11 protein-coding genes are annotated in these 13255 nt (G+C 57.8%); 10 read left to right on the plus strand and 1 reads right to left on the minus strand.

Features of this window, described 5'->3' with window-relative positions; translation table 11 throughout:
• The first annotated feature begins 40 nt into the window (after positions 1-40).
• On the plus strand, positions 41-871 hold the full coding sequence (gene amiA, locus ACUTSC_RS23345; RefSeq protein WP_149571236.1) for an N-acetylmuramoyl-L-alanine amidase AmiA: 831 nt from the start codon (positions 41-43) through the stop codon (positions 869-871).
• Between the two features lie 54 nt (positions 872-925).
• Positions 926-1978, plus strand: coding sequence for a porin (locus ACUTSC_RS23350; protein WP_445653566.1), 1053 nt, complete (start codon positions 926-928; stop codon positions 1976-1978).
• A 67-nt stretch (positions 1979-2045) separates the two neighbouring features.
• On the opposite strand, the gene ACUTSC_RS23355 is transcribed toward ACUTSC_RS23350, so the two are convergent.
• Positions 2046-2876 (minus strand): alpha/beta fold hydrolase, encoded by an 831-nt coding sequence (locus ACUTSC_RS23355; RefSeq protein ID WP_197768063.1) that lies wholly within the window; start codon positions 2874-2876, stop codon positions 2046-2048.
• 199 nt (positions 2877-3075) lie between these two features.
• On the opposite strand from ACUTSC_RS23355, the gene ACUTSC_RS23360 reads away from it, so the two are divergent.
• The 8 genes from ACUTSC_RS23360 to ACUTSC_RS23395 all read left to right on the plus strand — a co-directional run bounded on the left by ACUTSC_RS23360 (position 3076) and on the right by ACUTSC_RS23395 (position 13123).
• On the plus strand, positions 3076-4500 hold the full coding sequence (locus ACUTSC_RS23360; RefSeq protein ID WP_443006811.1) for a coniferyl aldehyde dehydrogenase: 1425 nt from the start codon (positions 3076-3078) through the stop codon (positions 4498-4500).
• Positions 4501-4759: 259 nt separating this feature from the next.
• On the plus strand, positions 4760-6955 hold the full coding sequence (katG, locus tag ACUTSC_RS23365; protein ID WP_197768064.1) for a catalase/peroxidase HPI: 2196 nt from the start codon (positions 4760-4762) through the stop codon (positions 6953-6955).
• 190 nt (positions 6956-7145) lie between these two features.
• Positions 7146-7727 carry a hypothetical protein gene (locus tag ACUTSC_RS23370; protein ID WP_060457051.1) on the plus strand — a complete coding sequence of 194 codons (582 nt, stop codon included), beginning with the start codon at positions 7146-7148 and terminating at the stop codon, positions 7725-7727.
• On the plus strand, positions 7724-8173 hold the full coding sequence (locus tag ACUTSC_RS23375; RefSeq protein ID WP_197768065.1) for a hypothetical protein: 450 nt from the start codon (positions 7724-7726) through the stop codon (positions 8171-8173). Before ACUTSC_RS23370 ends, ACUTSC_RS23375 begins: the two co-directional genes overlap by 4 nt.
• On the plus strand, positions 8166-8525 hold the full coding sequence (locus tag ACUTSC_RS23380; RefSeq protein WP_197768066.1) for a DUF805 domain-containing protein: 360 nt from the start codon (positions 8166-8168) through the stop codon (positions 8523-8525). Before ACUTSC_RS23375 ends, ACUTSC_RS23380 begins: the two co-directional genes overlap by 8 nt.
• Before the next feature lie 482 nt (positions 8526-9007).
• Complete coding sequence (locus ACUTSC_RS23385) at positions 9008-9907, plus strand: glyoxalase (protein WP_443002544.1); 900 nt, start codon at positions 9008-9010, stop codon at positions 9905-9907.
• A gap of 44 nt (positions 9908-9951) precedes the next feature.
• Positions 9952-11238 (plus strand): alginate export family protein, encoded by a 1287-nt coding sequence (locus ACUTSC_RS23390; RefSeq protein ID WP_445653567.1) that lies wholly within the window; start codon positions 9952-9954, stop codon positions 11236-11238.
• Positions 11239-11740: 502 nt separating this feature from the next.
• Positions 11741-13123: a serralysin family metalloprotease gene (locus ACUTSC_RS23395; RefSeq protein ID WP_197773886.1), complete on the plus strand. Its 1383-nt coding sequence runs from the start codon at positions 11741-11743 to the stop codon at positions 13121-13123.
• Positions 13124-13255: the final 132 nt, after the last annotated feature.

Genomic DNA, 13255 nt, shown 5'->3' on the forward strand with positions numbered 1-13255 from the left:
ATAACAAAAAACACCCTTTCCTTTTATGCTGGTTACCCTTATGGCTAAGACGGACCTTTTGAACACCCGGTTATCTCGCCGCAGAATGATGTTGGCAGGGCTGGCGGCCCTGGCGCTGAACGGCGCCGTTTCCCCGCTGGCTCACGCCCACGGGCTGCCGCGCCCCAAGCCTCACGGTGCGCGAAAAAGATTCCTGGTCATGTTGGATCCCGGTCATGGCGGCATCGACTCCGGTGCCATTGGCCACACCGGTTCGCTGGAAAAACATGTCGTTCTGGAGATCGCCAGAAATGTGCGTGCACAGCTCGATCGACACGGCATCGATGCCCGCCTGACGCGCGACAGCGACGTTTTTATTCCGCTTTACGATCGGGTGGAGATCGCGCACCGGCATGGCGCGGATCTTTTCATGTCCATCCACGCCGACGGTTTTACCTGCCCCAGCGCCTGCGGCGCTTCGGTCTTTGCGCTTTCCAATAAAGGCGCCAGCAGCGCGATGGCGAAATACTTATCGAACAGTGAAAACGCGGCGGACGATCTCGCCGGCCCTAACGTCATCAAGAAAGACCGCTATTTGCAGAAGATACTGTTTGACTTGGAGCAGACGGAAACGATCAAAGAAAGCCTGGCGCTGGGCTCGCACCTGATTCAACATATTGCGCCCATCCATCATCTGCATGCCAAAAATACCGAACAGGCGGCCTTCGTGGTCTTAAAGTCCCCGTATATTCCTTCCGTCTTGGTGGAAACCTCTTTCATCACCAACCCTGAGGAAGAAAGGCTGCTCGGCACCCCCGCCTTCCGAAATAAAATTGCCACGGCGATCGCTCAGGGGATCGTCAGCTACTTTAAACGCGAAACGCACGCTTAAGCTTCGCCGGGGCGGCAAGCTCACGGGCTTGCCGCGCACAGGGACGGTGCCATCATGATAAAACGCAATCCTCGTAATTTTTCGGCGGGCATGCTTTTCCCCCTGCTGGCCTTGTTGCCGCGCGGCGCCTTCGCCGTGTCGTTGACGGGATCGCAGCAAAACAGCCTGAATTTCTACGGCACGATTATCGCCAGACGCTACAGCGGCCACAACGAACGCAACGACGGCGACCGCAGCTACCTCTATTTCGGCCTGATAGGCAAAAAAAAGATCGCGCCGCGCTGGCAGGCCTACGCCCACTGGGAATATACCGTCAGCTTCGCCGACGCGACGCGCAACAGCACCCGGCTCGCCTATATCGGCGTGCAAAACGCCGCCCTGGGCAGCCTCGATATCGGCCGCAACTGGGGCGTGCTTTATGATGTGACCGCACTGACCGATCGCTCTCCGCTGTTTAGAGAGATGGCCTACAACTATATCGACAACTTTATGCGCGGCCGGGCGCATAACCTGCTCACTTACCGCCAACCTTTCAGCCTGTTTCAGCGGCGCGCCGCCCTCGCGCTGCAATACCAGTTCAAAGACGGCGACGAACGGCAAGCGCCGGGCAAACAAAACGGCAACGGATTCGGCGCCTCGTTCCGTTATGCGCTGACGCCGACGCTCAGCCTCATCGCCGCCGCCTCGGCGTCTCAAACCACGCAGCGGCAGCAACACGCCGCCGGTTATCGCCGGCGCATCGACACGCTGGCCGAAGGGGTTCTCTATGCGTCGAAAAAAATCTATCTTGCGGCCGTGTTCACCCAAAGCGACAACGCCATCAGCCCGCAACAAACCGCTAACCGCGGCTCGGCATCAAGTTATGAAGCGCTCGCCAAATATCGGCTGACGGACCATATCCAACCCAACATCGGCTACACCCGTTTGATACAGGCCCGAGCAGGCCGGAACACGGACTTATTGAACTATGAGGAGCTAGGGGTCACCTGGTTGCTCAACAGCAATATGCAGGTGTTCATTAACTATGAATTCAATAACCTTTCGCAGCACGCGGCCGGCGTCGATGCGTCGGACAAGCTCGATATGGGCATCAGCTATCATTGGTGATCCGCTCTCCCGCAGCCAATAAAAAGCCCCGCCCGGGAAGGGGCGAGGCTCGCGACGCGTTGAGTCTTTAGCTGTTCACGAACGCCAGCAGATCGGCGTTGACCTGGTCGGCGTGGGTGGTCGGGATGCCGTGCGGCGCGCCCTTATAGGTATGGAGCGTGCCGTTCTGCACCAACTTGGCCGACAGCACGCCGGAATCCTGATAAGGCACCACCTGATCGTCGTCGCCGTGGATCACCAGCACCGGAATGGCGATCTTCTTGAGATCTTCGGTGAAATCGGTCTGCGAGAAGGCGACGATACCGTCGTAGTGCGCCTTGGCGCCGCCCATCATGCCCTGGCGCCACCAGTTCCAGATAATCGCCTCAGACGGTTTGGCACCCGGGCGGTTATAGCCGTAGAACGGGCCGGCCGGCACGTCGTAATAGAACTGCGCCCGGTTGGCGGCCAGCTGCGCCTGGAAATCATCGAACACCGCTTTGGGGGTGCCCTGCGGATTGGCGTCGGTTTTTACCATCAGCGGCGGCACCGCGCTGATCAGCACCGCTTTGGACACCTTGTCCTCGCCGTGGCGCACGATATAGCGCACCACTTCGCCGCCGCCCGTCGAGTGGCCCACGTGCATCGCGCCCTGCACGCCGAGGTGTCTTACCACCGCGGCGACGTCATCGGCGTAGTGGTCCATGTCGTGCCCTTCCGACACCTGGCTGGAGCGGCCGTGGCCGCGGCGATCGTGCGCCACCACGCGGAATCCTTTGTTCACGAAGAACAGCATCTGGGCATCCCAGTCGTCGCTGGACAGCGGCCAGCCGTGGTGGAAGTAGATAACCTTGCCGTTTTTGGGGCCCCAATCCTTGTAGAAAATCTCGACGCCATCGCTGGTTGTTACGTAACCCATGTCGTTTCTCCCATTTACACTATGGTTAAAAAAGAAGGTTTATACTGCGCGCGGCGCCGGGATCTCTGGCTCCCTCATCCCGGTTGGCCGACGATCTTGCGTTGATCGTTTAACGAGTATAGGTTTAAAGCTCACTTTAAGGTCAAACACGATTCGGCAAACCGCATTCCCGCTTTCACTCGGCATCAGGAGAATTCAAGTGCAGGGAGATGACACCGTCACGACGATGGAGCAACGGCTTGCCGCCCAGCGCCATGCCTTCCTGCGCGACGGCGAACCGACGATCGCTCAGCGCAAAACCGCCCTGCGCCGCCTGCGGAGCGCCATTTTGGCCGAGCGCGGCGCGCTGACGGCGGCCGTCAGCGCAGACTTCGGCCACCGCTCGCCTTACGAAACCGAAATCCTGGAGATCCTGGTCACCGTGCAGGCGATTGATTATCTGCTGCGCCACCTGAAGCGCTTTATGCAGCCGGAACGCCGCCACGTCGCCCTGCCGTACCAGGCCGGGCGCGCCTATGTGCAATACCAACCTAAAGGCGTGATTGGCATCATGGCGCCGTGGAACTACCCGTTTTCGTTGACCTTCATCCCGCTGGCCACCGCCCTGGCCGCCGGCAACCGCGTGATGCTGAAACCTTCGGAACTCACGCCGCGCACCAGCCAACTCATCGAAACGATGCTGGCGGCGCTGTTTCCCGCCGATGAGGTCGCTGTGGTGACCGGCGGGCCGGACGTCGGGGCCGGGTTCAGCGCACTGGCGTTCGATCACCTGGTGTTCACCGGCAGCACGGCGATCGGCCGCCAGATCATGCAGGCGGCCGGTAAACATCTGGTGCCTTTGACGCTCGAGCTGGGCGGCAAAAGCCCCGCCGTTGTGGCGCCTGGCGCGCTCACCGCCAGAACCGTTAACAGCCTGGCGTTCGGCAAACTGTCGAACGCGGGCCAAACCTGCATCGCGCCCGATTACCTGTTGATCCATCAGGGCGATGTGGAAAGCTTCATCGCGCTCTACGACGCGGCGGTCAAAACGTTTTACCCCGACGGGCCGACGAGCCATGACTACGGCGCCATCATCAACGACAGGCACTACCACCGTTTGCAGAATCTGCTCGCCGACGCCCAGGCGCGGGGCGCGCGGATCGTGCCGGTGGGCCACCGCCCGGACTCGGCGGCGGAACGGCCGAAAACCCTCGCCCCCACGCTGATCGTTGGCGCCCCCGACGACAGCCGAATCATGCAAGAAGAGATCTTCGGGCCGCTGCTGCCGGTGCGTACCTACGCCGCCTTTGATGAAGCGATCGACGTTATCAACGCCGGGCCGCGCCCGCTGGCGCTGTACTACTTTGGCCCAGGCGGCCCCCTGCAGGACAGGCTGCTGGCGCGTACCACCTCCGGCAACGTCAGCATCAACGCCACCCTGCTGCATTTTGCCCAAGACGATCTGCCGTTCGGCGGCATTGGCCCCAGCGGCATGGGGGCCTATCACGGCATCGAAGGATTCCGGGCGTTGAGCCACGCCAAGGGCGTCTTTATCCAAAGCCGCTGGCACTTCACCGATCTGCTGCGCGCGCCGTTCGGCAAGCTGGCAGACGCGGTGCTCAAGGTGATGCTGCGGCGCCGATAAGGCGACGTGCCGGCTATCAATAACACAGCCATGAATCGCCGCAAGCTATCACAGTATTCAATCATTCCTATTTTATCTCTCCGCCGTCGCTGACTAAGCTTAGCCATGAGTCGCCCTGTGCCCGTTAGCGGCCGGGGCGATGTGATTCCATTGAGTTCAGTTATTTAGCGCAACACCCGACGCAAGCCTGACCCGCATGCCTTGTTAATCGCTCCACGCCCGGCAGCTGGAGCACCTTTACGGAAGCAGAGAGCGCATCATGACAACTGAAAGCAAATGCCCGTTTTCGGGCGGCAAGCAGCCCGCACCGCAAGACGGCCCCACCAATCAGGATTGGTGGCCTAATCAGCTCAGCCTGAAACCGCTGCATCAGCACTCCCCCCTGTCCGATCCGATGGACAAAGACTTCAACTACGCCGATGCCTTCAACAGCCTCGATCTGGCGGCGGTCAAACAGGATCTGCACGCCCTGATGACCGACTCGCAGGCATGGTGGCCGGCGGACTTCGGCCACTACGGTGGCCTGTTCATCCGCATGGCCTGGCACAGCGCCGGCACCTACCGCATCGGCGACGGCCGCGGCGGCGCGGGCGAAGGCCAGCAGCGCTTCGCCCCGCTCAACAGCTGGCCGGACAACGTCAGCCTCGACAAGGCGCGCCGCCTGCTGTGGCCAATCAAACAGAAATACGGCCGCAATATCTCTTGGGCCGACCTGATTATCCTGACCGGCAACGTGGCGCTGGAATCGATGGGCTTCAAAACCTTCGGCTACGCCGGCGGCCGCGCCGACACCTGGGAGCCGGACGACGTCTACTGGGGTTCGGAGAAGATCTGGCTGGAACTGAGCGGCGGGCCAAACAGCCGCTACTCGGGCGACCGCGACCTGGAAGACCCGCTGGCGGCGGTGCAGATGGGCCTGATCTACGTCAACCCGGAAGGCCCGGACGGCAACCCCGATCCGGTGGCCGCCGCGCGAGACATCCGTGAAACCTTCGCTCGCATGGCGATGAACGACGAAGAAACCGTGGCGTTGATCGCCGGCGGCCACACCTTCGGCAAGACCCACGGCGCCGGCCCGGCGTCTAACGTCGGCGCCGATCCGGAAGCGGCCGGGCTGGAGTCTCAGGGCCTCGGCTGGCACAGCACCTTCGGCACCGGCGTCGGCAAAGACGCCATCACCAGCGGCCTGGAAGTCACCTGGACCACCACCCCAACCCAGTGGAACCACGACTTCTTCCGCCACCTGTTCGAATACGAATGGGAGCTGAGCCAAAGCCCGGCCGGCGCGCATCAGTGGGTGGCGAAAGACATCGGTGAAACCATTCCCGACGCCTTCGATCCGAACAAGAAACGCCGCCCGACCATGCTGACCACCGATCTGTCGCTGCGCTTCGATCCGGCCTACGAGAAGATTTCGCGCCGCTTCTATGAGCACCCGGAAGAGCTGGCCGACGCCTTCGCCCGGGCCTGGTTCAAGCTGACCCACCGTGATATGGGGCCGCGTGCGCGCTACCTCGGCCCGGAAGTGCCGCAGGAAGAGCTGATTTGGCAGGATCCTATCCCGGCGGTCGATCATCCGCTGATCGACGAGCAGGATATCGCCGCGCTGAAAAACGCCGTGCTGGCTTCCGGCCTGCCGGTGTCGGCGCTAGTCTCCACCGCCTGGGCTTCCGCTTCGAGCTTCCGCGGTTCCGACAAACGCGGCGGCGCCAACGGCGCGCGCATTCGCCTGGCGCCACAAAAAGACTGGGCGGTCAACCAGCCTGCGCAGCTCGCCGCGACGCTGGCCAAGCTGGAGAGCATCCAACGCACCTTCAACGATGCGCAGACCGGCGGCAAGCGCGTCTCGCTGGCGGATTTAATCGTACTGGCCGGCGCCGCGGGCGTGGAACAGGCGGCGAAGAACGCCGGTTTGGCCCTGACGGTGCCGTTCGCGCCGGGCCGCATGGACGCTTCGCAGGAGCAGACCGACGTGGACTCTTTTGAAGCGATGGAGCCGCTCGCCGATGGATTCCGCAACTTCCTGAAGGGCAAATACCGCGTGCCGGCCGAAACGCTGCTGGTCGACAAGGCGCAGCTGCTGACCCTGACCGCGCCGGAAATGACGGTGCTGGTCGGCGGGCTGCGGGTGCTCGGTGCCAACGTCGGCGGCACGCAGCACGGCGTGTTCACCCAGCGGCCGCATGCGCTGACCAACGACTTCTTCGTCAACCTGCTCGACATGGGCACCACCTGGCACCCGGTCGCTGAAGACGGCCTATTCGAAGGGCGCGATCGCCGCAGCGGTGCGGTCAAGTGGACCGGCAGCCGCGTCGATCTGGTGTTCGGTTCACACGCGCAGCTGCGCGCGCTGGCCGAAGTCTACGGCAGCGCCGACGCGCAGGAGAAGTTCGCCCACGACTTCGTCGCCGCCTGGAACAAAGTGATGAACCTCGATCGTTTCGACCTGGCGTAACTAAGCGACAGCACAAAGCCCGCCACGGTAAACCTGGCGGGCTTTTTTATTTGAGGGTAAAAAACCGACGACACAACACATAAAAATGACTAACTGATTGATAAATTTTATAACCCCATGTTAGGTTAGGCGATTAGATGCATACAAAGACAATTTAAAAATATTAAAAATCAATGAAATAGGATTAATCATGGACGATATTAATGTTTACGGAGAAACAGGAATATTTATCATTAAAGAACAAATTTTCAGCAAGAATGGACTCCCGTCCATAGGACACTTCTCTCCTTCTGCTGTACAAATCCAGCGCTACGTCTACCAATTGCGTAAGGAACAAGAGGTTTTTTGGGAGGGGCGAAAGATCGACTATACACAGCTCGGCATTTGGGAAAAATTTAAAATACTGATGGGCAACGACTTGGTCAGTAGAGACAAACAAGGAGGCAACACCCTCTATTCTCTGGAGTTCGCCGGATTTGAAACAAGAGTAACACCTCTGGATGGAGCAAAAGCACCTCTCCCCGACTTTTTAGGGAAATCCTATAAGATTAACGTGCCCACACCATACATTTATGGCCAAGATCCTATCTCAGAGATGAAGCTCTATGGCAGGAAAGACGTCTCATTCATTATGAGCAACGGTGGACAATCAGCCCCTACTGCAATGGCAAAATACAACAAGACGACCAAGAATCTGATAATGATTCGTACTGAACTAGAAATGAAAAATTTGATGTTATCCTTGAGCAGCGCCAAGGAGCTGAAAAAATGAAGAAAACGATGCTGTTCATTAGTCTGATAGTCATTTATGGTTTTATTGGTTATTTTCTGCACCTCCCTATGGCAAAGCTCTACTTTTCCGGGAAAACATTGTTTGTTTCTGACGTTACAGCAACGGTTGTTACCCAGTTCAAGGCTGCCGGGATTTTCATTTTATGCGGCGTCATCATCCTGACGCAGATCGTACTGACAAAAAAATCAAAATCCCTTAGACGATATGCCGTTATCTATAGCATTTGGGTGGGTATCCACTTCGTCTACCTTCTCTTCATCTTGATGCTTAAGAGCAAGTTACTGGAACCTCTAAACAAAATCCCGATGGATGCAATTGCTCTTGAACAGTTTAACTTTGCTGGCCCAGCGCTTATTTCTCTGGCTCTAACCTGTTTGTCGCTATGGCTCGTCAACAAGTCAGGACAATCAGAACGCAATGTCTAAACAACCGAGAATCCTAAATAGTCTGCTCAACTGTTACAAAAAGACCTTCATCTACTCAGGTCGCGAAAGCCGTGGGCCTTACTCAATGCTGCTTTTGTGCCAGCACGTTTGGTTTCTGCTTTATCTCGCCGTTATCGCCAGCAAGATGAATGAGATTTCCATTTTCGCGCTTGCGGCGTTTTTGCTGCCTATGCTAGCGGCCAATGTGCGCCGTTTGCATGATGCGGGTTACTCCGGTGGTTGGTGCCTGACATGGTTCTGCTTCACACCCTATGTAATGCTGATCTTCGCGCTGTTCCTTCCCGCTAAGAACATCAATAACCCTTACGACGATCGCCCAAACCTGGCGTAAGCCCCCTCAACGGCCTGCTTCGGCGAGCCATGGCTGGCGCCGCGATATTCTCTTTACCCGCTTATTCGTATTTACTCAACAAGTCATATAAAAATTTGATGGGCGGCAATTCTTTTAATGCTGTATTTATATTTAGACGGCAATGAAGACCGTAAACTCAGCTGGCTAATGCGATATATCCCATCCAGGAGAACACCGTTATGGATTATCCTCGATTCACCTCAATATGCGCCAAGGCGGGCCTTATTCTCATCGCCGCCCCTTAGCGGCTGCGGGCCCGGCCGCCAAAGGCGCCCACCGTTTTTATGCCAATAAAAAAGAGGTTCTGCACCTGGGTGATATTTTCCTGGGCGCCAGACGCTCGCCCTTATTTAATGCTTCACCCCGCGCACTGCGCTTTTCTTTTTTATTTTTCAACCGACGGGAAAGGTCATAGGGAATCACACTTTACTCAGGAAAATAACCGCTACCTGGAGGTCATCATGCAACATATTATCGGTATTTCTTCTCGTCGGCTGAGGATATCGGCCCTTGCGCTGCTGCTCCCGGCGATGTCATGGGCGGCCGATACGGCGTCTCTCGCCGTAGGGCCGCAATATGACACCACCCATGTCTACGTCGAACGCGGCAAGATGGATGCCTTTGTCGACAGCATCCTGAAAACCTTCGGTGGCACCCGCACCGAACGCGTGCTGGTCAACGTCACGCCCACGCCGAGCGAAACCTACTCCCAGCTGATACTGACGCCGGCCGGCAGCTTCTCGGTGTTCGATTTCAAAACGCCGATCCCGCACCCGTTCGGCACCGAGCGCAACGGTTTTCTGGTCAGGGATATGGACGCCGCCATCCGCCAGGCCAGGGCCGCCGGCGCCGATGTGCAGGTTGCGCCTTTCGACGATCCGATCGGCCGCGACGCGGTGATCCAGTGGCCCGGCGGCGTTAACATGCAGCTCTATTGGCACACCAAGGCGCCTGACTACAAGCCGCTGCTGAGCGTGCCGGAAAACCGCCTGTATCTCTCCGCCTACCGCGTCGACGATTTCCTGAAAAGCTACCAGGCGTTCTCGCACGGCAAGGTCGTGAGCGACGAACAGGTCAGCGATACGGCGATCGGCCGCAGCGACAACGGCAAGATCCGCCAGATCGAACTGGACTCCCGCTTCGGCAAAACGCGCATTTTCGTCACCGACGGGCATCTGCCTTATCCGTTCGGCCATGAGCGCACCGGCTATGGCGTCGACGATCTGCCGGCCACGCTGGCCAAAGCGACGGCCAGCGGCGCGCAGGTGCTGTGGCGCTCGACGGCGGCGGAGCAGCGCGTCTCGGCGCTGGTGCTGTTCCCCGGCGGCTACATCGCCGAAATTCACCAGACGGCTAAATAAACCCAAGGCGCACTGCGGCGCGCTTTTTTCTTCGGATATCCATGATGAAACGCACGCTTCCCGCACTGTTGCTGTTCTCCACGCTCCCCGCCCTGGCGGCGGAGCCCGCCGCGTCTCCCTGGAAAAATATCCCCCTGGGCGATGCGGCCACCCTGTCTTTTGACGGTTCACTGCGCGAGCGCTATGAATGGACGGATCAACGGGACCTGAGCGGCGGACGCGACGACACCTTCATGCAGCGCCTGCTGATTGGCGCGCGCCTCGACTATGGCGACAACTTTGGCGCCTATGTTCAGTTGGGATCGTCACTGGCCACGCCGCGCGATCGCGGGCGCAAACCGACCGACGAAGATCATGCCTATCTCGGCCAAGGCTATGTGGACTTAAAACTGCCCACCGCCTACGGCCTCGGCACCCTGCGGGTCGGCCGCCAGGAGATTGCGCTGGGTTCGCTGCACCTGATGGGCACCCGCGACGGCCCCAACGTGCGCCGTTCTTTCGACGCCGTCCGCGCCAGCTGGGCCAAGGATAAAAACCGCCTCGACGCCTTTATCGGCCATCCCGTCACCCTTAAAACCGGCAGTTTCGACGACGATACCGACAACAGCCAAAAGGTGTGGGGGCTGTATGGCACCACGCCGCTGGCAGCGCTGGCGTCCTCGCTCGATCTCTACACCTTCGGCTTTGAGGATAGCGACGCCCACTACGCGCAGCTCAGCGGGCAAGAGCGGCGCTATACCGTCGGCGCGCGCATTTTCGGCGCGGCGCAGGGGTTCGACTGGGATAACGAGGCCGCCTGGCAGCTCGGCAGCGCAGAACAGCGCGACATTCGCGCCTGGTCGGCGTCGGCGCACGCCGGGTATACGGTGAGCGACTGGCGCTGGCAGCCGCGCTTTGGCGGCAAGATTGGCATCGCCAGCGGCGATAAAAACGGTCACGATGGGCAGCTCAATACCTTTAACGCCATGTACCCCAAGCTGCCCTACCTGACCGAGAACGGGCTGGTGGCGCCGGCTAACCTGATCGCCATCCATCCTTCGGTCACGATGACGCCGTGGCAAACCCTGTCCATCGATTTCAGCTGGGACGCGTTGTGGCGGCAACGCCGCGAGGATGCCTTCTACCTCGGACCGATGCGCCCGGTGAAAGGCAGCGCGCAGGGCTCGCGCTTTATCGGCAATCAGTACCAGGTCGAAACCACCTGGACGCCGAGAAGCGATCTTCAGTTCAAGGTGGCCTATGTCTACTTCGACGTCGGTCACAGCCTGCAGCAGCATGCCGGGCTGAAAAACATGAATTTCGTGCTGGCGCAGGGCACCTACAGTTTTTAAGTATCAGTCAAGTTAATTGGTGTACGCGGGTGCCCTTAATAATCCCGAACTCAATTAATGACGATCGTCGGCGTGTGGCCGCCTCTATGCGTTACGGCAATGGCGGTTACTCACCGCCATTCACAGATAAAAATCAAAGAAAAGCAAAAAGATAAATCTGTCACATAAACTTCGCGAGCCAATTACAGAGTAATATTAAATAAAGGTTTAATTCCACCTGGTTATTTAAGCACGCCTTTTACGCATATCTTATGTAAAAGATTCATATAAGAATAACTCATTAATAAAATAATTATGCCTATACTGCTTTCAGCCAACCACTGCGCACCATTAATTCCTCACCGTGATTAATGATAAGGACATATCCCGCTTGAGTGCGATATTCAAGCCAGACCAAGGAGGCAAGCTAATGATATCACCTTAATTATCCCTGATTTTCAAACCTGTGTACGAGCATATAGAGCGTTAGGTGCAATATTGTCAACGTCCAAAGGAGTTTGATATGTCATTAGCGACCGATAAGATTTCCGATTATTTAACCCGTTATGAAAGAGGCGATCACGCGGGGAGCAGTAAACCGTCATATACCACGCAAGAGGTTTCAGATCTGCTGCTGAGGAGCCATTATTCCGCCAATGGCAAAGGCGTGACCGACCATGCGGCTACCTTGACCTACTCTTTCCCCGTCTATACCGGCAGCGATAAGACGGGCGCCGCGCAGCTTACCGCCGCGCAGCAAGCCCAAACCAAGCTTTCATTGCAGTCCTGGTCGGACGTGGCCAATATCAACTTCACCGAGGTCAAAGGCACCGATGCCAAAAGCGCTGATATAAAGTTTGGTTTTTATAAGGCGGCCAGCGGAGGCAATTACACCTCCTATGAAAGTACGCAAAACGACCTTAAAAGCACCATCTGGATCAGCGGCAACAAAGGCTACGACGCTTCGAATCCGCAGACCAATAACTATGCCAGGGATACGCTCACCCATGAAATAGGGCATGCGCTCGGGCTCTCCCACCCCGGAAACTATGATGCCTCCAACGCGACTTACCCCACCTACACCAACTCAGCGAAATATTATGAGGACGACCATCAATATTCTTTGATGAGCTATTTTAGTGAACAAAACACCGGTACCGACTATAAAGGCGTATGGCCCTCGGGGCCGCAGCTGGATGATATTACCGCCATTCAGAAGCTGTACGGCGCGAATACCACCACGCGCACCGGCGATACCACCTATGGTTTCAACTCGAATACGGACAGAGACTTTTTGAGCGTTAAGGCGTCCACGGACAAAATCGTGGCGGCTATCTGGGATGCCGGCGGCAATGACACGCTGGATTTTTCAGGCTACAGCCAGGATCAGCGCATCAACATTAACGAAGGCTCATTCTCAGATGTGGGCGGATTGAAGGCGAATATCGCCATCGCCTACGGCGCGCAGATTGAAAATATCATCGGCGGCAGCGGCGCCGACATTTTAGTGGGCAACGCGCTGAACAATACGCTAAAAGGCGGTGCAGGCAACGACATCATTTACGGTGCCGGCGGCACCGATCAGCTCTGGGGCAATGCAGGCGCGGACACCTTTGTCTTCCGCGCAGCCGGCGACAGCCAAGCCGCCGCACCGGACTGGATCCGTGATTTCCAGACGGCGGTGGATAAAATCGATCTCTCGTGGATCAACCAGACGGCTAAGGCAGAAGGGAGCGAGTTGCACTTCGTGAATAGTTTAAGCGGCTCGTTGTATGAAGCGGCGCTGAATTATGACTCGCAGCAGAATGTCACCGATCTGGCGATCAATCTTTCCGGTCATAACCAGCCTGATTTCCTGGTTAAAATCGTTGGGCAGGTCGACGCTTCCGCCGATATTCTCGTCTAGCCAAGGCAAACCCGCAGTCCGGCGCGAACGCCGGACTGTTTATTTCTTTTCAGGCCTGCCGCTGGCGTTTTTTGCGCGGTTCCCATATCGCCAAAGCAGTAAATGGGTGTGGGGAGCAACGGAACAACAAAC

Source organism: Serratia sp. TSA_105.2, assembly GCF_052692115.1.

Bases quoted from the DNA above. Each gene is read 5' to 3' on its own strand.
- ACUTSC_RS23380 (WP_197768066.1), top strand. From the start codon at position 8,166: ATGTCTAAACAACCGAGAATCCTAAATAGTCTGCTCAACTGTTACAAA.
- ACUTSC_RS23395 (WP_197773886.1), top strand. From the start codon at position 11,741: ATGTCATTAGCGACCGATAAGATTTCCGATTATTTAACCCGTTATGAA.
- ACUTSC_RS23355 (WP_197768063.1), bottom strand. From the start codon at position 2,876: ATGGGTTACGTAACAACCAGCGATGGCGTCGAGATTTTCTACAAGGAT.
- ACUTSC_RS23375 (WP_197768065.1), top strand. From the start codon at position 7,724: ATGAAGAAAACGATGCTGTTCATTAGTCTGATAGTCATTTATGGTTTT.
- ACUTSC_RS23350 (WP_445653566.1), top strand. From the start codon at position 926: ATGATAAAACGCAATCCTCGTAATTTTTCGGCGGGCATGCTTTTCCCC.
- ACUTSC_RS23385 (WP_443002544.1), top strand. From the start codon at position 9,008: ATGCAACATATTATCGGTATTTCTTCTCGTCGGCTGAGGATATCGGCC.
- katG (WP_197768064.1), top strand. From the start codon at position 4,760: ATGACAACTGAAAGCAAATGCCCGTTTTCGGGCGGCAAGCAGCCCGCA.
- ACUTSC_RS23390 (WP_445653567.1), top strand. From the start codon at position 9,952: ATGAAACGCACGCTTCCCGCACTGTTGCTGTTCTCCACGCTCCCCGCC.
- ACUTSC_RS23370 (WP_060457051.1), top strand. From the start codon at position 7,146: ATGGACGATATTAATGTTTACGGAGAAACAGGAATATTTATCATTAAA.
- amiA (WP_149571236.1), top strand. From the start codon at position 41: ATGGCTAAGACGGACCTTTTGAACACCCGGTTATCTCGCCGCAGAATG.